Below are 24,690 nucleotides of genomic sequence, written 5' to 3'. Positions count from 1 at the left end.
GTCTCTCTCCCGCATGCGCGGATGACGGTGCAGGCCGGCGCGGCCGCAGCCTTTGCAGGCCACGGCCAGGCGCTCAATCCTTGCGCGTCACCCAGGCGATTATGATGTCTGCCACCTGGCGTGCCCGGTGGGCCAGCGCGCTGTCGCTGGTCATGTCCACGCCGAAATTGTGGGCAAAAGTGAACTGGTTGGAAACGTTGTAGAACGCCAGCGCCGTCATGTTGAAATGCAGATCGACCGGCTCGATCCCGACGCGAAAGCTGCCCTCAGCCTCGCCCCGGCTGATCAGTTGCCGCAGGATATCGATCACGCTGTGGTTGCGGCTGGGCAGTTCGGTGATCTGCTTGAGATGCTGGGCGTGGTGGATGTTCTCGTTCATCACCAGGCGCACCAGTTCCGGGTGGCGCGCGTGATAGTGCACGTCATGCTCGATCAGGCGGCGCAGTGCCTGCTCGGCGGTGCCGGTGGTGATATCCACCTGCGCCTCGCTGTCGCGCACGCGGCGATAGGCGCGCTCCAGCACGGCGCGGTAAAGCTCTTCCTTGCCGTCGAAATAATAGTAGATCTTGCGCTTGGTGGCCTTGCCGGCGATCTCGTCAATCCGCGCGCCGGCCAGGCCCTTTTCCACGAATTCCTGCGTGGCGATGTCCACGATCTGGTTGATCGCGGCCTCGCGCGTTTCGGCGCGGGAGCGGCGGGGCGGCTTTGCGGCGGTGGCGGCAGAAGCCTCGGCAAGCGGGGCGGGGGCGTCGTCTTCCGGCAAGGAACTCTCCTGGGCAATCGCGCGCGCATCGGCCTGGCCCCGCATCGCTGCGGGCACCATCCTGGTTGCGCCGTATGCCCTTCCTTGCCGCACCTGTCCCTCGTTGCAAGGCCCGGCAGGTTCGTTTCCGCTCCCTGGGCCAGATCAATTTATGTAACGAACTAGTCCCTAACATTTTTGCTTTTGTCAAGCAGCGGCCCGTGATAGGCCCGTGGCCGGGGCAGGAAACCAAAGGCAACGAACGGCAGGCGGCCATGACGAATCCCGCATTCAAGACATCCATCGCCACCGTATCGATTTCGGGCACGCTCGAGGCCAAGCTGCAGGCGATCGCCGCGGCCGGCTATGACGGCGCCGAAATCTTCGAGAACGACCTGCTCTCGACGAATCTCTCCGCGCGCGAGATTGCCGCGCTGATGGGTGACCTGGGCCTCGTCTGCACGATGTTCCAGCCATTCCGCGATCTCGATGGCCTGCCCGAGCCGCAGCGCGCCCGCGCGTTCGACCGGCTGGAGCGCAAGTTCGACGTGATGCAGGAACTCGGCACCGACTTGCTGCTGGTCTGCTCCAGCTGTTCGCCGATCGCCGATGGCAACCGCGAGCGGACCATTGCCGACCTGACCGAGGCGGCCGAGCGCGCCGCCGCCCGCGGCCTGCGCTTGGGCTATGAAGCGCTCGCCTGGGGCCGGCACGTCCACGATCACCGCGAGGCATGGGGCATCGTGCGCGATGCCGATCATCCCGCGCTGGGCCTGGTGCTGGATTCGTTCCACTCGCTGTCGCGCAAGATTCCCTCGTCCAGCATCGGCGATATCCGCGCCGACAAGCTGTTCATCGTCCAGGTGGCCGACGCCCCGATGCTCGACATGGATCACTTGGGGTGGAGCCGCCATTTCCGCTCCATGCCCGGGCAAGGCGATTTCCCGCTCGATGACTGGGCCGCCGCGATCCGCAAGATCGGCTATCAGGGCTATTGGAGCCTGGAAATCTTCAACGACCGGTTCCGTGCCGGATCGGCGAGCGGGGTGGCGGTCGATGGCTATCGCGCGCTGCGCCTGCTGGAAGGCGGGATCACCCGCCCTTCGGCCAGCGCCACCAGCCTGCCACCGCGCGTGAAGACCAGCGGGGTCGAATTCATCGAATTTGCCGCCAGCCATGAAGAGGCGGAAAATCTGGCGGCGATGCTGCGCCCGCTGGGCTTTCGCCCGACCGCGCGCCACCGCAGCAAGGACGTGACGCGCTGGACGCAGGGGCTGGAAAACCCGGTCAACATCGTGATCAACTGCGAACCCGAAGGCCTCGCCCACAGTTTCGACGTGGTCCACGGCGCCTCGGTCTGCGCGCTCGGCCTGGCGGTGGACGATGTGCCCGGCGCGCTGGCGCGGGCCGATTTCCTGCGCGTGCCGCAGTTCACCCAGGCGCTGGCGCCCGATGAATGGCCGATCCCCAGCGTGCGCGGCGTGGGTGGCAGCCTGATCTATTTCGTCGATGCCGCCACCCGCGCGGCGATGTGGGCCCACGAATTTCCCCACCGGCTCGAAGATCCCGTGCCCGGCCCGCGCCTGGCCATCGATCACATTGCGCAGACCATGCTGTACGAGGAATTTCTCAGCTGGCTGCTGTTCTACGTCGCGCTGTTCGACGTGGGCAAGACGCCGCAGCTCGACATTGCCGATCCGATGGGTCTGATCCAGAGCCAGGCGGTGGAAAACCCCGATCGCTCGGTGCGCTTCACGCTCAATGGCTCGCTGGCGGCGCAATCGCTCACCTCGCGCTTCATCCAGAACTATTTCGGCGCCGGCGTGCAGCACATCGCCTTTGCCACCGACGATATCGTCGCCGTGGCCGATGCCGCCCATGCCCAGGGCCTGCCGCGCCTGGAGATCCCGCGCAACTATTACGACGATCTGGAGGCGCGCTGGGGGCTGGAGCCCGACCTGATCGAGGCCATGGCCGCGCGCGACATTCTCTACGACCGCGATGGCGAGGCCGAATATCTGCAATTCTACAGTCGTGCCTTTGCCCGCCGGGTGTTTTTCGAGGTGGTCGAGCGGCGCGGCTATGCCGGTTATGGCGCGGTCAACGCGCCGATCCGCCTGGCCGCCCAGGCCCGCCACAAGCCCGATTTTCCCGACTGACCGACCGGGCACGCCCCGCACGACACAACGATAACAAAGACCATGGAGAGAGACCTGATGTTTGCACGCCTTCCCGCTGCGCTGGGGCTGCTGGCCCTGCTCGCCACGCCGGCCGTGGCACCCGCGCGCGATTTCCCCACCGCAGCCGCGCCGGTTCTGGCCGATCGCTTTCCCCAGGTGCCGGTGGTCTTTCCCGGCGGGGTCAAGGCCTGGCGCGATGTGACCTATCAGCAATTGCCCGGCTATCGCCCGCAAGCGCTGGATATCTATGTGCCGTCCACCAAGGGACCGCATCCGCTGGTGCTCTATATCCACGGCGGTGGCTGGATGGCCGGGCACACCCGCCATTCCGGTGCCTTTGCCGATTGGCCCAAGGTGCTTGCTGCGCTCGCGGCCGAAGGCTTCACCGTCGCCAGCCTGGAATACCGCCTGTCGGGCGAGGCGAAGTTTCCCGCACAGCTGCAGGACGCCAATGCCGCGCTGCGCTTCCTGCGCGGGCACGCCGCGCAATATGCCATCGACCCGGCGCGCGTGGCGCTGTGGGGTGGCTCTGCCGGCGGGCATCTGACCGCGTTGACCGCGCTGACCTGCCAGAACACCGCGCTCGATCCTGCCGCCGGTGCCGATGCTTGCGTGCAGGGCGCGGTGACCTGGTACGGCGTCTATGACTTTGCCGGCATGAATGCCACGCCCGATGGCAATTCGGCCGGTGCCCGCCTGCTGGGATGCGATGGCCCGTGCAGTGCCGACAAGCTCCGCAGTGTCAGCCCGGTCGCCTATATCGACGCGAAAGACCCGCCGTTCCTGCTGATCCATGGCGAGGAAGACAAGACCGTGCCCGTGGCGCAATCGCACCTGGGCGAGGCGGCGTTGAAGGCAGCGGGCGTGCCGGTCACGGCGATCTACATCCCCCATGTCGATCACAGCTTCATCGGCCGCACGCCGGCCGAAACCCACGCCGCATCGATGCAGGCGCTCAATGCCACGTTCGATTTCTTCCACCGCGTGCTCAAGGTTCCGGGCCCGGCCGGGACGGGCAAGTGATCCGACGCCTGTTGGCGGCGCTGGCGCTCGGCCTCGCGGCCCCGGCGCAGGCCGCGCCCATCGCCGTCGATGGCGGGATGATCGAGGGCACCACGCTGCCCTCGGGCATTCAGGCATGGCTGGGCGTGCCGTTTGCCGCGCCGCCCTTGCGCGAATTGCGCTGGCGCGCGCCGCAGCCGGTTGTCCCGTGGGCCGGCACGTTGCACACCGATCGCTATGCCCCCGAATGCCTGCAACCGCTGCGCGGATCGCTGCAGAACCACTATTTCGGCAACGAGGCGACGAGCGAGGACTGCCTCTACCTCAACATCTGGGCGCCGGCGCCACAGGCCAAGGCGGCGGGCAAGGCGCCAGTGGTGGTGTGGATCTATGGCGGCGGGTTCAACATCGGTTCCGCCTCTATGGCCAACTATTCGGGAGAGCCGATGGCGCGCGAGGGCGTGGTGCGCGTCAATATCGCCTACCGCGTCGGGGCTCTCGGCTTCCTGGCGCATCCCGCGCTGTCGGCCGAAAGCGGGCATGGCTCGGGCAACTATGGCCTGATGGACCAGATCGCCGCGCTGCAATGGGTGAAGCGCAACATCGCCCGCTTTGGCGGCGATCCCGATAACGTCACGATCGTGGGCCAATCGGCCGGGGCCATGTCGGTGGCGCTGTTGCAGATCAGCCCGATGGCGCGCGGTCTGTTTGCCCGTGCCGTGGCGATGAGCGGCAGCCCATTTGGCGGCATGCTCGGCCCCGCACCCCTGGCGGAGGGAGAGGCGCAAGGGCTGGCCCTGCAAAAGGAACTGGGCGCGACCTCGCTGGCGCAGCTGCGCACCTTGCCCGGCGACCGCATCATTGCCGCTGCCAGCCCGCGCAGCCCGATCGTGCGCGATGGACAGGTGATCACCGGCAGCGCGGAAGCGGTGTTTGCCGCCCGTGGGCAAAACGATGTGCCCGTGCTGATCGGCTATACCCGCGACGAAAGCTTTCGCCCGCTCGGGCCGGTGACCACCGCGCAGGATCTGGCCGCCGCAGTCAAGGCGCGCTTTGGCACGCAGGCCGATGCCATTCTGGCGGCCTATTCTGGTGTCGTTCCGGCGCGCGCGGCGGCCGATATCGCCCGCGATGCCACTGTCGGGCGGCAGATGGCCGACTGGGCGGCGGCGCAGCGCCGCTTTGGCGCGCAGCCGGTCTATGCCTATCTCTTTGCCCGGCGGCAGCCCTATGCCCCGGGGGTGGTCTTTTCCGATCATGATCCGGCCACCGTCGGTGCCTATCACACCGGTGACGTGCCCTATTGGCTGCGCACGCGCGACGCGCTCAACCTGTTTCGCGTGACGCGCGATTGGCAAGGGGTGGACCAGGCGCTGGAAGACACCATGGCAGGCGCGCTCCTGGCCTTTGCCCGCCGCGGCATTCCGGCCAGCGCGCCGATCGGCACCTGGCCCGCGCTCGATCCGCGCCGCCCGCGCCTGGTCTGGCTGGGAGAGCAGCCGGCAGTGATTGCCTGGCCCCATTGGGCCGACATGGCGCTGTTCGGGACAACCGGGGCAGAGCCACCGCGCGCCACCCGCCCGCGCGATTGACGGGTGATCAGGCCTGCTGCTGCACGCGCGGGGCTGGCAGGGTCCGCAGCGGCCCGCCGCGCAGCAGCGCGGTCATCGCATCGCAATCGACCGCGTGCGAATAGAGATAGCCTTGGCCCAGGACGCAGCCGAGGCTTTGCAGGATCTGCGCCTGGTCAGCCGCCTCGATGCCTTCGGCCACCACCTGGATGCCCAGCTTGGTGGCGATGTCGATCACGCCTTCGACGATGATCTGGCTGGGCCGGTGCGTGGCGATGCGATCCACGAACGACTTGTCGATCTTGATGTAATCGACCGGCACGGTCATCAGATGGGTGAGCGAGGCAAATCCGGTGCCGAAATCATCGAGCGCGACTTTCAGCCCACGTTCGCGCAGCGCCGCGACCGAGCGGCGAATGACGCCGCCATCATCATCCATATAGACCGCCTCGGTCACTTCCAGGATGATCATGTCCAGCGGCACGCCGTGTTCCTCGAACGCGGTGGCGGTGGCGTCGAAAAAGCCGGCGCTGTGCAGGTCGGTTGAACTGACATTGATGCCCACGCGGGCAAAGGGCACATTTAGATCGAGCCAGGTGCGGGCATCGCGCGCTACCTGGCGGATCATCTCGCGCGTCAGGGTATTGGCGGTCTGCGGATCGCTGGTGGCATCGTGAAATGCCATTGCCGATAGCAGGCGCTGCCCCATGCGGATGCGGCACAGCGCCTCCAGCCCGCTCACCGTGCCGGTGGCAAGGTCTACCACCGGCTGGTAATGCGCCACCAGGCGGCCCTCGCGCAGCGCGGCGTCCAACTCGCGCACCGCGGTAATGCGCCGTGTCATCCGCGTGCCGATGCCCGGCCAAAAGCGGATAGAGCCACCGCGCGCCACGTCCTTGGCGTGATAGAGCGCAAAGTCGGCGTTCTGCTGCACGCGTTCGGGCGTCACATCGCCGGCGTTGAAGATGGCGATGCCCATGGTGCCGGCCGGGCGCAGCACGTGGCCTGGTATGGTGATGGGCACTTTCAAGCCGTCGAGCAGCCGCTCTGCCAGGGCATCGAGCGTGCGCAGGTGCTCGTCATCCTGCACCAGCACGGCAAATTCGTCGCCGCCGATGCGGAACACCGTGTCTGGCGCGGCCATTTGTGCCAGCCGCTGCCCTACCTGCACCAGCAAGCGGTCACCGGCGTGGTGGCCATAGGTATCGTTCACCGCCTTGAAGCCATCCAGGTCGATCAGGAACAGCGCCCAGTTGCCGGGCTGGCTGCAATCGACGGTGGCCATCGCGGTGTTGAACGCGGAGCGGTTGGGCAGGCCGGTCAGCCCATCGGTATTGGCGCGGCGATCCCGCTCTTCCACCCGCCGTTGCCGATCGAGCGCGATGGCACACAGCGCGATGGAGCGGTCCACCAGCACGCGCTCCAGCGCCGAAGGCCCGCGCGCTTCGTGATAGTAAAAGGCAAAGGCACCCACCGGCTGGTCATTGCCTGCCATGATCGGCCGCGACCAGCACGCCTTGATGCCCAGGGGCAGCACCAGATCGCGATAGGGCGCCCAGGCGGGATCGGTGGCAATATCGGCAGAGACAACCTCGATGCCCAGCGCCGTCGCGGTGCCGCAGGCGCCGACACCAGGGCCGATGTCAATGCCGTCGAACGCCGCGCGCATGGCAGGCGGCAGGCTGGGCGCAGCCAGTGGGCGCAGGCGGCGCATGGCATCGACTGTCACCACCGAGCAGACCACGCCGGGCGCGCGGCGCTCCACCTCGCGGCACAGCCGGTCGATGGTGGCGGCCAGCGGCGCGCCGCGGGCGATCATTTCCAGAATGGTGCTTTGAAAATCGCGCATCGCGTCAAGGCCAGCCCTTTGCAGCAGCCATGGATCATGCCGGCCGCATGCTTAAGGTTCTGTTATATGGAAATCTACGGGTTTTCCGCATGGCGCGGGCCACTGGCCGGGCGCACACCTGGGGGATCTTGTCCCATTTTGCCGCGATTTGGACCGGCTTTCAGCACTCAACTTGTCGCGTATTGACGCAGCATTGTTACACCTGCGGGGACTGCCCGTAATTTACGGAAATGCGGCTTTCAGTTCATCTGGCGTACAGGAAATCCGGCCAAGTGGCAGGATATGACGACGATGGGAAAAGCAAAGTCGGCCGGCTGCAAGTGGGCGGCGGCCATGGTCGCGGCGCCCGGCTTGCTGCTGGCAGGAACCGCGCATGCCCAGGCGCCATCCAGCGCCATGCCGCCCAGCCAGCCCCCCGTGGCGCAGGCAGCGCCCGTCGCAACGCCTGCCCCATCTGTCGTCGCGCCTGTTTCCCCGCCCGCGGTCGCGCCCGCCACGCCTGGGCCCACCACGCCTGCGCCTACGGCGCCGCCGGCCGCCATGCCCCCGTCCGAACCTGCAGATGTGCAGGAAGAACCCGGCATCGTGGTGCAGGGCGATGCCTATTCGCGGCAGGACCCGGTCCACGCCGTCAACGAAAAGTCTTACGAGGCGATCCAGAAGGGCGACAAGCTGGTGGTGGCGCCGGTGGCGCGGCTCTATGTCCACGGCCTGCCATCGCCGCTGCGCCACGGGCTGCACAATGCGCTCTACAACTTGCGTGAGCCGTCGAACTTCGTGGCGTTCCTGCTCGAACACAAGTTTGGCAAGGCTGGGCAGGTGCTGGTGCGCTTTACCGTCAATTCCACCATTGGCCTCGCCGGGCTGATCGACGTGGCCAAGGCCAAGCCGCTCAAGATACCCTATCGGCCCAATGGCCTGGCCGATGTGCTGGGCTTTTACGGCGTGAAATCGGGGCCATACCTGTTCCTGCCGTTGATCGGGCCGACCACGCTGCGCGACCTTATCGGCACCACGGTCGACCGATCCTGGTTCCCGCTGGCCGTGGGCGAGCCACTCGATACCGTGCCGTATGGCCTGGCCGTCACGGTGATCGGCGGGTTGGACGACCGCGTGGCGATCGATGGCCAGCTCAAGAAGTTCCGCGCGGAATCGGCCGATCCCTACAACGCCACGCGCGACTTCTATCTCAAGCGCCGCGCTGCCGAGATCGAGAACCTGCGCCATCCGCACAAGAGCGCCACGCCCGAACCTGCCTTGCCCACCGCGCCTTGACGCTATTCAGGCGGCGTAGGCCAGGCGCGCCGGCACCGACAGGCGCACCAGCGTGCCGAGGCGATGCCCGCTTTCGATGGAAAACGATGCGCCGATGCGCCGCGCCCGCTCGCGCATGCCGATCAGGCCATAATGGCCCTTCATCAGCGCCGCGCTTACCGCCCTGCCGTTCGCGCCGTCCTCGCCATCGATGCTGGCAATGCCGATGCCATCGTCGCTGACAAACACCGCCAGCGCCCGCGCGCCATACTCCACGTTCACATCGATCGCATCGGCCTGGGCATGGCGCGCCGCGTTGCACAGCGCCTCGCCCACGATGGCGAGGATTTCATCGACGATATCGGGGTGCAGCGGCCGCACTTCGCCTTTGACGTTCAGCGTCAGGCTGGCGCCGGTGACCAGGTTGTCGAGCAGGCGTTGCAGTTCGCGGCGCAAGTGGCGGTCTTCCAGGCGGCGCAGGCCTTTCACCCGGTCGCGCCCCTCGATCAGCATTTCCTCGGCCCGGTCCAGCGCCGGGGTCAGCACGGCTTGCGCGGCGGGATCGTGCGAAAGGTGATCGGCCACCGACTGAAAGCGCATGATCAGGCCCTGCACGCCCTGGATCAAGGTGTCGTGCAGTTCGCGGGCAATGCGTTCGCGCTCGCTGGTGCGTTCGGCCATGCGATCGCGGATCAACCGGCCCAGGTACTGCACCCGCGCGATGTAGAGCAGATAGAGCATGGCCGAGAGCGCCACGATCGCGGCGAGGGGGAACCACCAGGTCTGGTAGAACCGCTGGGCGATGGCAAACTGCATGGTCTGGCCGCCCGCGTTCCACACGCCGTCCTCGTTGGCAGCGATGACCTGGAACGTATAGCGGCCCGGCCCCAGATCGCTGAACGTCACGCTGCGCTCGGTCGATGGTGCGGTCCATTGCCCTGGCAGGCCCGGGCCAGACAGGCGGGTGCGGAACTGCACGCGTTGCGGCACGGTCAGGCTCGTGGCGGTGAAATCGATCCGCACCGATCGCGTGCCCGGCGGCAGGCGCAGCCCGGCGCTCGGCGCCCGCGCCGTGCCGCCAGCCACCAGGCTGCGCACCATGACTGCGGGCGGCAGCAGATTGCGGCGCAGCGCGGCCGGATCGATCCACACCAAGTTGCGGCGCGTGAGGAACCAGATACGCCCGTCGCCGCCCTGCGCCACCTGGGCGCCGGCGGCCTTCTGGGCAAAGCTGTTGAGGCCATCGCGAAAATCGAACCGGCGCCAGGGCACCGCCTGGCCGGGGTGCGTCAACGCCTGCACCAGATCGGTGCGGTGGATCTGCACGATGCCGCTATCGCCAATGCCCCAGCCATCGCCGCTGCGCGTCCACACCAGGCCATTGAGCGAGGCTGCCCAGGGGTTTGCGCTTGCCAGCACGGGTGTGCTGCCCCGCGCGAATGGCGCCTGGAGACCACGCGCGCCGCTGATCAGCGGACCATCGCCGAGGGGGCTGGGCAGCAGGCCTTCGATCCCGTCGACCTGCAACTGCGTGGGCGAAATCGCCACGAACGGCAGATCTGCCCCGCGCGGCGCCGGCCCGCGAAATGCCACGATCGCCCGGTCATCGCCGCCAATCGCGATGTTGGCGGGCAGCGCGCGGGGTGTCGCCAGGGTGTGCCAGCCGCCGCCTTCGTGCCACCACAGCCCCTGGTCCAGCGCCGCCAGCCAGATGCGGCCCGCGCCATCCTGCCCGCAGGCCAGCGGCATCAGGCCGCGCGGCAGGGCAATGGCCGGCCCGGCCGCGCCGCGCGGGTTCAGCCGCACTAGGCGTTCACCCGTCACCAGCCATGCGCCGCCCCCGCGCGCCGTGCACAATGCGGCAGCGGGGCTGGCCAAGCGCAGGATCGTGCGCGCCGCCTGGCCAGGGGCAATGGCATAGGCGGCGCGGGCATCGCCAACATAGACCACGCCATCATCGCCGCCGGCCAGGCGATAGCTGGTGGGCGAATTGGCAGGGATCGCGGTTTCCACCACGATCGGCACGCGGCGCAGCTTGTCCAGCCCCATTTCCGTGCCGATCCACAGGTTCCCCTCGCGATCCTGCAACAGGGCATGGGTCTGGTCAGAGGTCAGCCCTTGCGTGGCATCGAAGCTGAAACGGCGCATCGCCGCAGGCGCGGCCTGCGCACTGCCGGTGGCTTTATCGGGCGTAGTCAGGCGCTGCACGCCGCTGTTCCAGGTGGTTTCCCACAGCGCGCCGTCGGCAGTGAACAGCATGCGCGTGCCGCCCACCGGATCGGGGTTGATCGCCAGCCGCGCCCCGGCCGTGACGCGGCCTTGCGCCAGGGTCAGCCGGCGGGTGCCGGCCGCGTCTGACAGCCACATCGCCCCCTTGGGCCCGGCGGCAAGGCTGGCGCGCGGGGTAACCGCGATGCCGGTTGCGGCAAAGCGCTGGCTGCCGCGCGGGCGGATCAGCACCTGGCGTTCGGTTACCAGCCATTGCGTGCCATCGGCGGAAAACGCCGTGCTCCACGCCTGTTCGGCGGGCAAGCCGGCGTCCTGGCCGAATTCCTGCCAGCGCCCATCGGCATAGCGGGCCAGGGTGCCATCACTGCGGCCGCCCCGCACCACCCACATCGCGCCGTCGGGCGCCTGGGCCATGTCGGTGACCTGGCGCGAGGGATGCGGCATTGCCATGTCGACCAGCCGCCCATCGCGCCAGGCCATCACCCCGCGCCCACGGCCCAGCCCCACCCACACGGTGCCGTCCTGCGCGCTGGCCAGTTGCGACACCACCAGCCGCGCGCCCTGGCCGCCGGGCTGGGGCACGGGTTCGAACGTCAACCCGTCAAAGCGGAACAGTCCTTCCACGCTGCCGATCCACAGGAACCCGTCGCGCGATTGCGTCAGCGCGTTGATCCGGCCCGGCGCGCCTTCTTCCAGGGTCCAGTGTTCGTGCTTGTATCCCGCCAGCACACCCGCTTGCGCCTGAACCGGCGCCTGAACTGGCGCTTGGGCCTGGCCCTGCCGCTGGGCCATCGGCGCACTGGCCATGAGCGCCAGCCCGCCGGCCGCCAGCACGGCAATGCCGCGCCTACAGTTCAATGATGCCCCGCCGCGCGGCCTTGGTCACGGCGTGGGTCCGATCGTTGACATGCAGCTTGCCGAAGATGTTCTTGATGCCGGACTTGACCGTTTCCTCGGCCAGGTTGAGCGTCCAGGCGATCTGCTTGTTGGCATGGCCCGAGGCGATCAGTTGCAGAATCTGGGTTTCGCGCGGGGTCAGCGGCTCGTCGATCGCGTGCAGCGCGATTTCCTGCGCCACATCGGGCGCCAGGTGACGCTGGCCTTCGTGGACGGTGCGGATCGCGCCGAGAAGTTCGCGGCGCAGGCTGCTTTTGAGCAGGAAACCCGCCGCCCCCGCGCGCAGCGCCTGCAGCGCCTGCGCATCGCCGGAATAGGTAGTCAAGACCAGGATGCGCGCCTGGGGATGGCGGGCGCGGATCGCCTCGATCGCCTGCAGCCCTGTCATCCCCGGCATGCGCAGGTCCATCAGCACCACCGCCGGGCGCAGGGCATCGTACATCGCCACGGCTTCATCGCCGGTCGCTGCCTCGCCCACCACGGCCATGTCGGGCTGCATCGCGATAACGGCGGCCACCCCTTCGCGCAGCATCGGGTGATCGTCGGCAATCAGGATGCCTATCGTGGTATCGGTGCGCGCGGGCATGGACGAAGGCGATACCACGCGTGTCGCGGCCTGGGTAGCCACCCGAAATGGGGGTGCGCCCAGCCCCCATGCTGGGGCTGGCAGGGCAGGCGCGAGGGCGCACACTTGGGCTGGAACACAAAGCTGGCCGCACCGGGCAAAGGTTGCCCCTGGTGTCGCGGCCGGAAGGGGAGCCTTCACGTCATGCCCACGATCACCACCGCCGATGGCACCGAAATCTTCTACAAGGACTGGGGCAGCAAGACCGCGCAGCCGGTGGTTTTCCACCACGGCTGGCCGCTTTCTGCCGACGATTGGGATGCCCAGATGATGTTCTTCTTGGGGCAGGGTTATCGCGTGATCGCGCACGATCGCCGCGGCCACGGCCGCTCCACCCAGACCGACGACGGCAACGAGATGGACACCTATGCCGCCGATGTCGCGGCGCTGGCCGATCATCTCGACCTCAAGGATGCGATCCACGTTGGCCATTCCACCGGCGGCGGCGAAGTGGCGCACTATGTGGCGCGGGCCAAGCCCGGCCGCGTGGCCAAGGCCGTGCTGATCGGCGCGGTGCCGCCGATCATGCTGCAAACCCCGGCCAACCCCGGCGGCCTTCCGATGGACGTTTTCGACGGGTTCCGTTCGGCGCTGCTGGCCAACCGCGCGCAGTTCTTCCGCGATGTGCCCGAAGGCCCGTTCTTCGGCTTCAACCGCCCCGATGCCAAGGTTTCGCAAGGCCTGATCGACAACTGGTGGCGCCAGGGCATGATGGGCGGCGCCAAGGCCCACTATGATTGCATCAAGGCCTTTTCCGAAACCGATTTCACCGACGATCTCAAGGCGATCGATGTGCCCGTGCTGATCATGCACGGCGAAGACGATCAGATCGTGCCGATCGCGGATTCGGCCCACCTGGCGATCAAGCTGGTCAAGCACGGCACGCTCAAGACCTATGCCGGCTTCCCCCACGGCATGGCCTCGACCCATCCCGAGGTGATCAACGCCGATCTGCTCAGCTTCTTCAAGGCCTGAGCCGATGACCTACGAAACCAGCATCGATCTTTCCGCCCACGTCCGCAAGGCGTCGGTGGCGCTGCTCCAGGCCCGGCTGTCCGATGCGCTCGACCTGGAAGCGCAGGCCAAGCAGGCGCACTGGAACGTGCGCGGCCGCCACTTCCTGCAATTGCACGGCCTGTTCGATGCCGTGCATGGCCAGGTAGAGGAATTCGTCGATCTCCTGGCCGAGCGGATCACCACGCTGGGCCATGTCGCCGATGGCCGGGTGCAGACCACCGCCGGCGCCACCACGCTCTACGAATATCCGCTCGCCGCCCATGGCGGTGACGCGCATATCCGCACGCTGGCGGCCAGCCTGGCGCTGTTCGGCAAGGCCGTGCGCGCCGCGATCGACAGCGCGGCGGGCGAGGGCGATGCCACCACCGCCGACCTGTTCACCCAGATCTCGCGCGAGAGCGACAAGCAGCTGTGGCTGCTCGAAGCCCATCTGCTGGCCGACTGACCCACACCCTTTCTCATTCAAGGACAGATCCCATGACCTTTCATGCCAAGTCGCTGATCAATCCTGACGACACCGTGTTCATCTTCGTCGATCACCAGCCGCAGATGGCCTTTGGCGTCACCAGCATCGATCGCCAGCAGCTCAAGAACAACACCGTCGCCCTGGCCAAGGCGGCCAAGCTGTTCGGCGCGCCGATCATCCTGACGGCGGTGGAGACCAAGTCGTTCTCGGGCTATATCTGGCCCGAACTGCTCGACGTGGTGCAGCAGACCCCGATCGAGCGGACCTCGATGAACAGCTGGGACAGCGATGAACTGGTCGCCACCGTCAAGGCCACCGGCCGCAAGAAGCTGGTAATCGCCGCGCTGTGGACCGAAGCCTGCCTGCTCTTCCCCACGCTCAGCGCGATCGAGGAAGGGTTCGAGGTCTATATCATCACCGACGCCTCGGGCGGCACCTCGCCCGAAGCGCACGATGTGGCGATCCGCCGCATGGAGCAGGCCGGCGCCCATTCGCTGACCACGATCAACGCCGTGCTGGAACTGCAGCGCGACTGGGCGCGGCGCGGAACCTATGACGGCGTCATGGCCATCGCGCGCGAGCATTTCGGTGCCTACGGCATGGGCGTCGATTATGCCTATACCATGCTGCACGGCGCGCCGCAGCGCGGCCAGTTCGCGCACGAAGTGGTGGGCGGCGCCGAGCATTGATCCTGTCTCCGTCATCCCGGACTTGATCCGGGATCCCGCTGGCTTCTGGCCGTGCGCTGACGAGGAAGCGGGACCCTGGGCTAAGCCCGGGGTGACGATCAGGCGAAATTGCAGACTTTGTTACCAATCCCCCCGGCGGCCCGTCCCATCCCTCTTGCGGGGCGGGCCGTTTCCCCAAGGAAACTGCGCCATGAAGGCATATCTTGCGTCGCTGGCGGCCGGCCTGCTGGTCGGCATTGTCTATTCGCTGATCGGGGTGCGTTCCCCCGCGCCGCCGGTCATCGCGCTGGTCGGGCTGCTGGGCATCCTGGTGGGCGAACAGGTGGTGCCGCTGTTGCGCCATGCCGCTGCCGGCCATTCGATTACTGCCTTTGTCCGCACCGATTGCCGCAGCCACGTGTTCGGCCGCCTGCCCGATGGCTCCGCACCGGAAAAGGACGCGTAAGGCCATGGCCGATACCCTGATCGTCAACGCCAAGGTCACCACGCTGGATCGCGCCAATCCCCAGGCGCAGGCCGTGGCCATTCGCGACGGGCGCTTCCTGGCGGTGGGCAGCGAAGCCGAAGTGCGCGCCGCTGCCGCGCCCCAGGCGCGCGTGATCGATGCCGGCGGGCGTCGCCTGATCCCCGGCCTGATCGACAGCCACATGCACATCATCCGGGGCGGCCTCAATTACAACATGGAGCTGCGCTGGGACGGCGTGCCCAGCCTGGCCGATGCCATGGCCATGCTCAAAGCCCAGGTTGCCCGCACCCCCGCGCCGCAATGGGTGCGCGTGGTCGGCGGCTTTACCGAGCACCAGTTTGCCGAAAAGCGCCTGCCGACGCTGGCCGAACTCAACGCCGTGGCGCCCGATACGCCGGTGTTCATCCTGCATCTCTATGATCGCGCGCTGCTCAATGCCGCCGCGCTGCGGGTGGTGGGCTATGGCAAGGACACGCCCAATCCGCCCGGCGGCGAGATCGTGCGCGATGCCGCCGGCAATCCCACCGGGCTGCTGCTGGCCCAGCCCAATGCCACGATCCTCTATTCCACGCTGGCCAAGGGGCCCAAGCTGCCCGAGGATTACCAGGTCAATTCCACCCGCCATTTCATGCGGGAGGTCAACAGCCTGGGCGTGACCGGGGTGATCGATGCCGGGGGCGGTTTCCAGAACTATCCCGACGATTACGCCATCATCGAAAAGCTGCACGCCGACAACCAGCTTACCGTGCGCATCAGCTACAACCTGTTCACGCAAAAGCCCAAGGAAGAGCTAGCCGATTTCGCCGGCTGGGTGAAACAGGTTTCGCCCGGACAGGGCGATGACACCTATCGCCACAACGGCGCGGGCGAGATGTTGGTCTATTCGGCTGCCGATTTCGAGGACTTCCGGGTGGAGCGCCCCGACATGCCGCCAAGCATGGAAGGCGATCTGGAGCCGGTCATCCGCCTCTTGGCCGAGCATCGCTGGCCCTGGCGGCTGCACGCCACCTATGACCAGACGATTTCGCGCGCGCTCGATGTATATGAAAAGGTCAACCGCGATATCCCGCTGACGGGTATCAACTGGTTCTTCGACCATGCCGAGACGATCAGCGACCGCAACATCGATCGCATCGCAGCGCTGGGCGGCGGCATCGCCGTGCAGCACCGCATGGCCTATCAGGGCGAATACTTCGTCGAACGCTATGGCCATCGTGCGGCAGAGCGCACGCCGCCGATCGCGCGGATGATCGCGGCGGGCATTCCGGTGGGCGCCGGCACCGACGCCACCCGCGTGGCGAGCTACAACCCGTGGGTGTCGCTCTCGTGGCTGGTAACGGGCCGGACGGTGGGCGGCATGGCGCTCTATCCCGGCGCCAATCGCGTCAGCCGCGAAAAGGCATTGGCCATGTGGACGCACGAGAACACCTGGTTTTCCAACGAGGTGGGCAAGAAGGGCCAGATCATGGCCGGCCAGCTGGCCGATTGCGCGCTCTTGAGCGCCGATTACTTCGCCGTGCCCGAGCACGATATCGCCCATATCCGCAGCGTGCTGACGCTGCTGGGCGGCGAAGTGGTGCACGGGCAGGGGGACTTTGCCCCGCTGGCCCCGGATCTGCCGCCGGCCATGCCGGATTGGTCGCCGGTCAACACGTTCGGCGGCTATTACCAGACCGACCAGGCACGGAACATGCTGGCCAATGCCTGCGGCTGCGCCACCGCCTGCGGTGTCCATGGCCACGATCATGCCGCTGCGCTGGGTCAGGCCGCGCCGGTTGCCGATGTGCAAACGTTCTGGGGCGCACTGGGCTGCGGCTGCTGGGCGGTTTGACAGGAGAAACGATGATGAAGCTGCGCCTTTCCCTCGCCCTTGCGGCCGCGCTGTTGACGGCCTCGGCCCCACTGGCGGCCAAGCCGGTGCCGATGGCCGATTATGCCGTTGGCCCGCAGTACGATACCACCCACGTCTATGTGCCGCAGGAGCAGTTTGACGCCTTCGTCACCGCGTTCCAGGCCACGTTTGGCGGTACCACCAGCAAGCAGGGCGAATTTCAGGTTACCCCCACGCCCAGCCTGACCAAGTCGCAGCTTGTGCTCACGCCGGCAGGCACGGTCTCGGTGTTCGGGTTCAAGACGCCGATCCCCTATCCGTTTGGCGCCGAACGCACTGGCTATCTGGTCACGGACATGGACGCGGCGGTGCAGGCCGCACGCGCCGCCGGTGCCACGCGCCTGATTGAAACCTTTCCCGATCCGATCGGCCGCGACGTGGTGGTGCAGTGGCCGGGCGGCGTGAACATGCAGCTCTATTGGCACACAGCCACGCCGCACTATGCGCCGCTGGCCACGGTGCCGGAAAACCGCGTGTACCTGACCGCCGATGCCGCCGACGCGTTCATCGCGGCATGGACCCGCTTTGCCCATGGCCACGTGGTGTCTGACGACAAGACCGCGCCGGGCGCCGAGGCGGGGCTGCCGGCCCCGATCCGCCGCGTGATGATCGACAGCGGCTATGGCAAATTGACGGTGCTGGTGTCCAATGGCCAGTTGCCCTGGCCCTGGGGCCGCGACATGACCGGTTATGCCGTGCCCGATCTGGCCGCCACTCTGGCCAAGGCGACCGCCGCTGGCGTGGAAACCCTGGTGCCGGCGCGCGAAGTGGGCGGCCGCCGTGCCGCGCTGGTGCGCTTCCCGGGCGGCTACATCGCCGAAATCCACCAGAACGCGATGCGTTAAGCATCATGGTAAAACCCACGCCTGGTCGTCTCGCTGCCCCGGCCGATCCGCGCTTTGTCGATGCCATTCTCGATTGGCCGCCCACCTGGTTTGTTGCCCGGCTGCTGCTGGTTGGCGCCTATCTGGTGGGGGCGCTGGCCAAGCTGGGTGACTGGCCCGGCGCCGTTGCCGAACAGGCGCATTTCGGCATGGCGCCGCCGGCGCTGTGGGCCGCCGCGACCATTGCGGTGGAATTGATCGGCCCTGCGCTGATCCTGGTCGGCCGGCTGGTGTGGCTGGGTGCGGGGATGCTGGGCGTGTTCACCGTGCTGGCGGCCTGCCTCGCCAATCCGTTCTGGGCGCTGCAGGGGCCGGCGCGCTTTGCCGCCACCAACGCGTTTTTCGAGCATCTTGGCCTAGCCGGCGGCTTTGTCCTGGCGGCATTGGTGGCCGAACATGCCCGGCGCGAGGGCCGCATGTGAGCCGGCGCCGCGCCGGCCGGGCCGTCGTCACGGCCATGCTGGCGGCGCTGGTGCCGCATGGGGCTGCGCGCGCGCAGCAGTCTGCCGATCAGGATGCCCTGCCACGCAGCGTGATCGAGGCCTGGCGCCCGCCCACCCTGACCATCACGCGCTATACCGAAAACTGGTCGAGCCTGGCCGACCCCGCCGCCCGCCGCGCGCGGTGGACCGCGCCGCTGAAATACATTCCATTGGCGGCGCCGCAGGTGTGGCTGTCGACCGGCCTGGAACTGCGCGCGCGGGTTGAGGCAACCCAGGGTCAGACCGCGCGCTATTGGCGGGCGATGCCCCATGCCGATCTGCACGTCGGCCGCTTTCGCGTGTTTGTTCAGGGCCTGGCCAATGCGGCGCAGGGCGTGGTCGGCGGACCGTCGCCGGTCGATCGCACCGGCGTTGATCTGTTGCAGGCCTTTGCCGATGTGACCGTGCCGATCGCGCCGGGCACCACGCTGCGCCTGGAAGGCGGGCGCCAGCTGGTCAGCCTGGGCAGCGAGCGGCTGGTCGGCACGCGCTATGGCCCCAATACGCCGCTGCCGTTCGATGGCACGCGGGCGCTGCTCGATTCCGGCTCTTATACTGCCAGCCTGTTCTACCTGGTGCCGGTCGCGGCCGGGCCGCACAGCATGGACGATCGCCGTTCACGGCAAAAGGCGCTGTGGGGGATCTATGCCACGCGCTGGCTGGGCAGCGGGCATGCCGCGCGGATCGATGCCTATGCCATGGTCTATCACGATCGCGCCGCCAGCCTGCAACAGGCCGGATTTGCCGGCGGCCTGGGTGACGAACGGCGCATTACCCTGGGCCTGCGCAGCGCCGGGCGTGCCGGGTCTGCCTATTGGGATATCGAGGCGATGGCCCAGGGCGGGCGCCTGGCCGGCGCGCCGATCCATGCCTGGTCGGTGGCGCTGCGCGCCGGGCGCCGCTTTCCGGCCTTGCCGGCCACGCCCGATCTGTCGCTCCATGTCGATCTCGCGAGTGGCGACAAGGCGCCCGCCGATGGCCGGGTCAACGGCTTCAACCCGCTGTTTCCCAAAGGCAAGTATTTTGGCGAGCTTTCGCCGCTGGGCCCGCGCAACCTGATCGATGTGCACCCCGCGCTCACGCTCGCGCTGGGTAAGCTGAACGGCGGCGCGGTGCAACTGGGTGTTACGGGCATGGCCTATTGGCGGCAAAGCCGGGGCGACGGCGTCTATGATGTGCCCGGCCGCCAGCTGCACCCCGCCACGGCCGGCCAGGCGCGCTTTCTCGGCAAGCAGGCAGAGGCGGTGGTAACCTGGCAGGCCACGCGCGAACTGGCGCTGACTGCCTCTGCCAGCCATTTCGTGCCCGGCGGCTTTCTGGTCCAGGCCGGCGCCGGCCGGCCGATCGATCTGTTTGCCGGTGAAGCTTCGTTCCGGTTCTGAAAGGGAAAGTGCCATGGACTCTCATCCGCCCCCATCGCCCCCCGTCGCCGGCGCGCCTGTGGCGGTGCGCACGCCATCGCCGCTGCCACGCCTGCTGCTGTTGCTGTCAGCCACGACCGGCTTTGTCGACGCGGTCAGCGTCCTTGGCCTGGGCAAGGTGTTTACTGCGAACATGACCGGCAACGTGGTGTTCCTGGCCTTTGCGCTGGCCCGCGCGCCGGGTTTCACACCATTGCCCTACTTGGTGGCGCTGGGCCTGTTCATGGTGGGCGCCAGCGTGGCGGGGCGGCTGTGGCGCCACGCGTCGAGCCATCCGCTGCGCTATTGGCTGCTGCGCGCGGCCTTGCTCGAAGCCGTGCTGTTCCTGGCGGCGGCGGCCGTGGCGCTAGTGCCCGGCACCGACGGCATCGTGGCGCATCCCGCCTGGGCCGTGCTGGTGATGATCGGGCTGACGGCAGGGGCCATGGGTTTTCGCAATGCCACGGTGCGCCAGCTCAAAGTGCCCGATCTGACCACCACCGTGTTGACCCTGACGATCACCGGCATTGCCTCTGACGCGGGCGGGCCCAACCTGCGCACGCGCCTTTTGGCGATCACCATGATCTTTATTGGCGCGGCGGCCGGCGCCGTGCTGGTGCTGCACACCGGGCTGGCGCTGCCGCTGGCGTTGACCGCCTTCGTGGTGCTGGGCGGAACGCTGCTGTGCCTGCGCCATCCCCTGATGGCGCTGCCGCATCGTCCCTGACGTAGCTCAGGCGCGCCAGGGAGCGATCGCGGCCTCGGCAAAGAGCACCTGCGGGCCGGTGGGCGTGGCCACCACGCCGCGCGCGCCCAGCGCGGCAAGGGCGCTTTCATCCACCACCGTGCCGGCCGGCAGCAGCAGGCGCCCATGCACGCTGCGAGCCTGGGCCAGGGCCGCCGTACCGCCCAGCGCCTGCGCCAACTCGGCCGGAACGCTGGCGGGATCGATCGCGCTGGCAAAGCTGCCGGCCTCGGTAATCGGGGCCTTGGCCGGTGCCGCGCTGGGTGCAGGCGCGCCCATGGCGGCGCGGATTTCCACCGCCACCTGATCGGCCTGCGGGCCGAGCACGACCTGCAAGGCGCGCGGAGAGGGGCGGATCAGGCCTTTGGCGCCAAGCCCACGCAGCGCGGCTTCGTCAACGCCGGCCTGATCGGCCACCACCAGGCGCAGCCGCGTGGTGCAGGCGCCCACTTCCACCAGATTGGCCGCACCGCCCAGCGCCGCGACAAAGGCCTGGCCGCGTTCGCCCGCCAGCACCGGCGCGACGCTGGTGCCCATGGGCACGTCATCGCGGCCCGGCGTCTTGAGGTCAAAGCGCAGGATCGCCCAGCGGAACACCCCGTAATAGACGCTGGCATAGACCAGCCCCACCGGGATCAGCAGCAAGGGCTTCTGCGCCTTGGAGAAATTGAGCACGTAATCAAGCAGCCCGGCGGAAAAGCCAAAGCCCATGTGCACGCCCAGCGCCGCCATCAGCGCCATCGCAATGCCGGTCAGCACCGCGTGGAACGCATAGAGCACCGGCGCCAGAAACATGAAGCTGAACTCGATCGGCTCGGTCACCCCGGTCAGGAACGAGGTGGCGGCAAGGCTCAGCAGCATGCCGCCAGTGGCCTTGCGCCGCTCGGGCCGCGCGGTGTGATACATCGCCAGGCACGCGGCAGGCAGGCCAAACATCATCACCGGGAAGAACCCGCTCATGAACGCGCCAGCAGTCGGATCGCCGGCAAAGAAGCGGCGCAGATCGCCGGTGGTGCCGTGGTAATCGCCCAGCACGAACCAGGCGATGTTGTTGAGAATGTGGTGCAAGCCCGTCACCAGCAGCAGGCGGTTGAGCGTGCCGAAGATGAACAGGCCGATGCCGCCGCTGGCCAGCGCTGCCTCGCTCGCGGCATTGGCGCCGGCATTGATGCTGGCAAGGCTGGCGCCCAGCAGCCCGGCCAGCGCCACGCCGGCCACCCCGCTGATGATCGGCACGAACCGCCGGCCGCCGAAGAAGGCGAGGTATTCGGGCGGCTTGACCGTGGAAAAGCGGTTGTAGCCGATCCCGCCGATGATGCCTGAAACAATGCCCAGCGGCACGGCAACATGATCGACCTGCGCGCTGCGCCAGGCGGCGGTCACTGCCGGGAGCGCCGCCTTGGCAACGCCCGCCACCACATCGGCCGGCACCGCCAGCAGCGCCTTGGCGCCTTCGCTCGCCACCAGGAAGCACACCACGCCGGCAAGCGGCGCGGCGCCGTTGCCATCCTTGGCAAAGCCGGTGGCCACGCCAATGGCAAACAGCAGCCCGAGATTGGCGAACATGGCATTGCCCGCCGCGCTGACGAAATCCAGGCCCAGCAGATCGGGCTGGCCCAGCCTCAGCAGCAGTGCCGCCACCGGCAGCACGGCGATCGGCAGCATCAAGGCGCGGCCCAGGCTTTGCAGATGTTGCAGCGCGTTGTTCACGGCTTGGCTCATTGGGTAACCCCTTCGATCATCTGTGTGGCCAGCACGCGCACTTGCGCGGCGCTCGACGCCTGGAGCACGGCACTGGCCAGGCCCCGGCAATCCTGGGCAGAAAGCGCGCGCACCAGTGCCTTGATTTCCGGCACCATCGCCGGCGCGGCGGAAAGTTCGGTCACACCCAACCCGATCAGGATCGGCACGGCGAGTGGATCGGATGCCAGGCCGCCGCACACGCCCACCCACTTACCGTGGCTTTGCGCGCCTTCGCAGCACAGGCCGATCAGGCGCAGCACGGCGGGATCAAGTCCGTCGATGCTGCCTGCCACGGCCGGGTTGCCACGGTCCATGGCCAGCGCATATTGCGTCAGATCGTTGGTGCCGATCGACAGGAAATCGCATTCGGCGGCCAGGGCATCGGCCATCACGGCAGCGGCGGGTGTTTCCACCATCACGCCCAGCGGCACTGCGGCCAAGCCCAGCTTGGCGGCCTCGGCATCGAGGGCAGCGCGCACGGCGCGCAGTTCCTCGACCCGCGCGATCATCGGCGCCATGACCTTGACCGCGCCTGCCGCTGCCCCGGCGCCCGCGCGCAGCACGGCGCGCAGCTGGGGCACCAGCATCTCGCGCTGGGCCAGCCCCACGCGAATGCCGCGCAGGCCCAGCGCCGGATTTTCCTCTGCAGCCATTGGCAGATAGGGCGCCGGCTTGTCTCCGCCGATATCGAGCAGGCGGATGATCAGCGGCCGCCCGTCCAGTGCCTGGGCAATGGCGGTGTAATCGGCGGTCTGCTCGTCTTCATCGGGCGCGCTGGCGCGATCGAGAAACAGGAATTCGGTGCGCAGCAAGCCGCAGCCTTCGGCGCCATTGACCACCGCCGGGGCGGCCTCGCTGCGCTTGCCCAGGTTGGCGCAGACTTCGATCCGCAGGCCATCGCTGGTGCGACCCTCGATGCCCGATGCGGCCTGCGCGGCGGCCTTGCGTGCCTGGCGCCGCGCCGCTTCGGCCTGCGCCGTGGCCCATGTGGCGGCATCGGGTTTGACTGTCAGCGTGGCGCCGGTGGCATCGAGCAGCAGCGGCGTGCCCGGCGCGATCGACAGCACGCGCGGCCCGGCCGCGACCAGCGCGGGGATGCCCTTGCTGGCGGCGATGATCGCCACGTGCGAGGTTGGCCCGCCCTGCGCAGTAACCAGGCCGGCCACTTGCGCGGGCGAAAGCGCCGCGACTTGCGAAGGCACGAGATCGCGCGCGATCACTATCGCCGCCTCGGGCAGCGATACGGCGGGCGGTTCCTGGCCGGCCAAGTGCCATTGCAGTTGCCATTCCAGATCGATGAAATCGTCGGCGCGCTGGGCAATGTGCGGATCGGGCGCGGCGCGCAGCGTGGCGGCGCGGGCCTGCATCGTGCGCTGCCAGGCCAGGCTGGCGCTGTCACCGCGCGTCATGGCATCGCCCACGCTTTCCAGGATGTCTTCATCGTCCAGCAACTGGCGATGGGCGATCAGGATCGCGGCCTGCTCGCTGCCGGCCTGGTCCTGCGCGCGCTGTTCCAGGGCCGCGCGAAAGGCGGCGAGGGCCTGGGTGAAGTGGGCGATTTCGGCGCCGGCATCGCCGCTGGCATGCGCGGTGCGCGGCGGTTCGGGGCGTTCCAGCCACGCCGCCTGGCCGATGGCATAGCCAGCCGCAGCAGTTACTGCCATCAGCCGCTCGCCCGGCGCGATCGGGCTGGTATCGACGCTCTCAGCCGGCTTGTGCATCGGGGCCGACATGGGCGCGGCCTGTTGGTCGAGCGGGCGCAATTCGCCCATGCCGGTGGCGATCAGGTCGGCCAGAGCCTCGATTACGGCCGCTGCGGCCGGGCCGCTGGCCAGCAGCGTCAATTCGTCGCCATGGCGCAGGCCTAGGGCCATCACCGCGCTGGGGCTGCGCAACCGGCACGGTGTGGCTTGGGGCGTGGCGGCCGGCACGATGCGCACATCGGCGTCATAGCTTTTGGCCAGTTCCGCCAGCCGCGCGGCAGGGCGGGCGTGCAGGCCATGCGCCAGCGGCAGGCGCAGCGTGGCCTGTGCGGTGGCGGCGAAGGCAGCAGCGGGCACGGCGCTTTCAGCTTGCGCGGAACCCAGCACCAGCAGCGGCGCGCCACGGGCGATGCGGCCGGGCACGGCGCGCTCGATCACGGCATGGCCGGCGGTTTCGGTGATCACGATCGGGGTGATCATGCCTTTGACGCGCGGCGCCACGGTGCCCAGGTCCACGCTGATCAGGCGGTCACCGGCAGCCACGGTATCGCCCGCCTGCACATGGGCGACAAAGCCCTCGCCATTAAGGCGCACGGTTTCCAGCCCGATATGCATCAGCACTTCCACCCCACCGGCCAGGCGCAGCGTGATGGCGTGGCGGGCGGCATGAACCGACACCACCGTGCCATCGGCGGGGGCATGCAGCGTGCCATCGAGTGGATCGATCGCCATGCCATCGCCCAGCAGCCTTTGCGCAAAGACCGGATCGGGCACATCGTCGAGCGGAGAGAGCCAGCCATCGAACGGCGCGGCAAGGATCAGGCTGGACATGGGCTGCATCAGCTTTCTTCTGGG

Annotated in this window: 19 protein-coding genes; 13 read left to right on the top strand and 6 right to left on the bottom strand. The window is 68.1% G+C overall.

Annotated features, from left to right (window positions below; all coding sequences use genetic code 11):
* Window positions 1–73: 73 nt before the first annotated feature.
* Window positions 74–823: a TetR/AcrR family transcriptional regulator gene (locus IP65_RS07965; protein ID WP_082349938.1), complete on the bottom strand. Its 750-nt coding sequence runs from the start codon at window positions 821–823 to the stop codon at window positions 74–76.
* A gap of 194 nt (window positions 824–1,017) precedes the next feature.
* On the opposite strand from IP65_RS07965, the gene IP65_RS07960 reads away from it, so the two are divergent.
* From IP65_RS07960 to IP65_RS07950, 3 genes are read left to right on the top strand one after another with little or no spacing between them, the layout of a single operon-like run.
* A complete protein-coding gene (locus tag IP65_RS07960; RefSeq protein WP_054131544.1) occupies window positions 1,018–2,901 on the top strand; it encodes a bifunctional sugar phosphate isomerase/epimerase/4-hydroxyphenylpyruvate dioxygenase family protein in 1,884 nt (627 codons plus the stop codon).
* Between the two features lie 57 nt (window positions 2,902–2,958).
* A complete protein-coding gene (locus IP65_RS07955; protein WP_054131345.1) occupies window positions 2,959–3,945 on the top strand; it encodes an alpha/beta hydrolase in 987 nt (328 codons plus the stop codon).
* Complete coding sequence (locus tag IP65_RS07950; protein WP_054131344.1) at window positions 3,942–5,516, top strand: carboxylesterase/lipase family protein; 1,575 nt, start codon at window positions 3,942–3,944, stop codon at window positions 5,514–5,516. Before IP65_RS07955 ends, IP65_RS07950 begins: the two co-directional genes overlap by 4 nt.
* Before the next feature lie 7 nt (window positions 5,517–5,523).
* Here IP65_RS07950 and IP65_RS07945 read toward each other — a convergent pair whose 3' ends face one another.
* Entirely contained in the window at window positions 5,524–7,344 is a 1,821-nt protein-coding gene (locus tag IP65_RS07945) for a bifunctional diguanylate cyclase/phosphodiesterase (protein WP_054131343.1), read from the bottom strand.
* A 291-nt stretch (window positions 7,345–7,635) separates the two neighbouring features.
* On the opposite strand from IP65_RS07945, the gene IP65_RS07940 reads away from it, so the two are divergent.
* Complete coding sequence (locus IP65_RS07940; protein ID WP_156306474.1) at window positions 7,636–8,619, top strand: VacJ family lipoprotein; 984 nt, start codon at window positions 7,636–7,638, stop codon at window positions 8,617–8,619.
* A 6-nt stretch (window positions 8,620–8,625) separates the two neighbouring features.
* On the opposite strand, the gene IP65_RS07935 is transcribed toward IP65_RS07940, so the two are convergent.
* Both IP65_RS07935 and IP65_RS07930 read right to left on the bottom strand, forming a co-directional pair.
* Complete coding sequence (locus IP65_RS07935; protein ID WP_156306472.1) at window positions 8,626–11,685, bottom strand: sensor histidine kinase; 3,060 nt, start codon at window positions 11,683–11,685, stop codon at window positions 8,626–8,628.
* On the bottom strand, window positions 11,675–12,310 hold the full coding sequence (locus IP65_RS07930; protein ID WP_054131341.1) for a response regulator transcription factor: 636 nt from the start codon (window positions 12,308–12,310) through the stop codon (window positions 11,675–11,677). Before IP65_RS07930 ends, IP65_RS07935 begins: the two co-directional genes overlap by 11 nt.
* A 183-nt stretch (window positions 12,311–12,493) precedes the next feature.
* Between IP65_RS07930 and IP65_RS07925 the strand changes: the two genes are divergently transcribed.
* The 9 genes from IP65_RS07925 (at window position 12,494) to IP65_RS07885 (ending at window position 20,371) form a co-directional block, all read left to right on the top strand.
* Entirely contained in the window at window positions 12,494–13,324 is an 831-nt protein-coding gene (locus IP65_RS07925; protein ID WP_054131340.1) for an alpha/beta fold hydrolase, read from the top strand.
* Between the two features lie 4 nt (window positions 13,325–13,328).
* Window positions 13,329–13,811 carry a DNA starvation/stationary phase protection protein Dps gene (dps, locus tag IP65_RS07920; RefSeq protein ID WP_054131339.1) on the top strand — a complete coding sequence of 161 codons (483 nt, stop codon included), beginning with the start codon at window positions 13,329–13,331 and terminating at the stop codon, window positions 13,809–13,811.
* A 32-nt stretch (window positions 13,812–13,843) separates the two neighbouring features.
* Window positions 13,844–14,521: a hydrolase gene (locus IP65_RS07915; protein WP_022677547.1), complete on the top strand. Its 678-nt coding sequence runs from the start codon at window positions 13,844–13,846 to the stop codon at window positions 14,519–14,521.
* 190 nt (window positions 14,522–14,711) lie between these two features.
* A complete protein-coding gene (locus IP65_RS07910; RefSeq protein WP_054131338.1) occupies window positions 14,712–14,966 on the top strand; it encodes a XapX domain-containing protein in 255 nt (84 codons plus the stop codon).
* A gap of 4 nt (window positions 14,967–14,970) precedes the next feature.
* On the top strand, window positions 14,971–16,818 hold the full coding sequence (locus IP65_RS07905) for an amidohydrolase (protein ID WP_054131337.1): 1,848 nt from the start codon (window positions 14,971–14,973) through the stop codon (window positions 16,816–16,818).
* A gap of 14 nt (window positions 16,819–16,832) precedes the next feature.
* Window positions 16,833–17,723, top strand: coding sequence for a hypothetical protein (locus IP65_RS07900; protein ID WP_054131336.1), 891 nt, complete (start codon window positions 16,833–16,835; stop codon window positions 17,721–17,723).
* Window positions 17,724–17,728: 5 nt separating this feature from the next.
* On the top strand, window positions 17,729–18,184 hold the full coding sequence (locus tag IP65_RS07895; protein ID WP_054131335.1) for a DoxX family protein: 456 nt from the start codon (window positions 17,729–17,731) through the stop codon (window positions 18,182–18,184).
* Entirely contained in the window at window positions 18,181–19,626 is a 1,446-nt protein-coding gene (locus tag IP65_RS07890; protein ID WP_054131334.1) for an alginate export family protein, read from the top strand. The genes IP65_RS07895 and IP65_RS07890 overlap by 4 nt, the downstream gene beginning before the upstream one ends.
* 13 nt (window positions 19,627–19,639) lie before the next feature.
* Window positions 19,640–20,371, top strand: a complete 732-nt coding sequence (locus IP65_RS07885; RefSeq protein WP_054131333.1) for a YoaK family protein — start codon at window positions 19,640–19,642, stop codon at window positions 20,369–20,371.
* Between the two features lie 6 nt (window positions 20,372–20,377).
* Here the strand turns inward: IP65_RS07885 and nagE are convergent, their stop codons facing one another.
* Both nagE and ptsP read right to left on the bottom strand, forming a co-directional pair.
* Window positions 20,378–22,111, bottom strand: a complete 1,734-nt coding sequence (gene nagE, locus IP65_RS07880) for an N-acetylglucosamine-specific PTS transporter subunit IIBC (RefSeq protein ID WP_054131332.1) — start codon at window positions 22,109–22,111, stop codon at window positions 20,378–20,380.
* Window positions 22,108–24,666, bottom strand: coding sequence for a phosphoenolpyruvate--protein phosphotransferase (gene ptsP, locus IP65_RS07875; RefSeq protein WP_054131542.1), 2,559 nt, complete (start codon window positions 24,664–24,666; stop codon window positions 22,108–22,110). Before ptsP ends, nagE begins: the two co-directional genes overlap by 4 nt.
* Between the last annotated feature and the right edge of the window lie 24 nt (window positions 24,667–24,690).

Origin of the sequence: Novosphingobium sp. AAP1 (assembly GCF_001295765.1) — a bacterium.
Lineage (GTDB): Bacteria > Pseudomonadota > Alphaproteobacteria > Sphingomonadales > Sphingomonadaceae > Novosphingobium > Novosphingobium capsulatum.
This window is presented reverse-complemented; position numbering and strand designations above follow the sequence as displayed.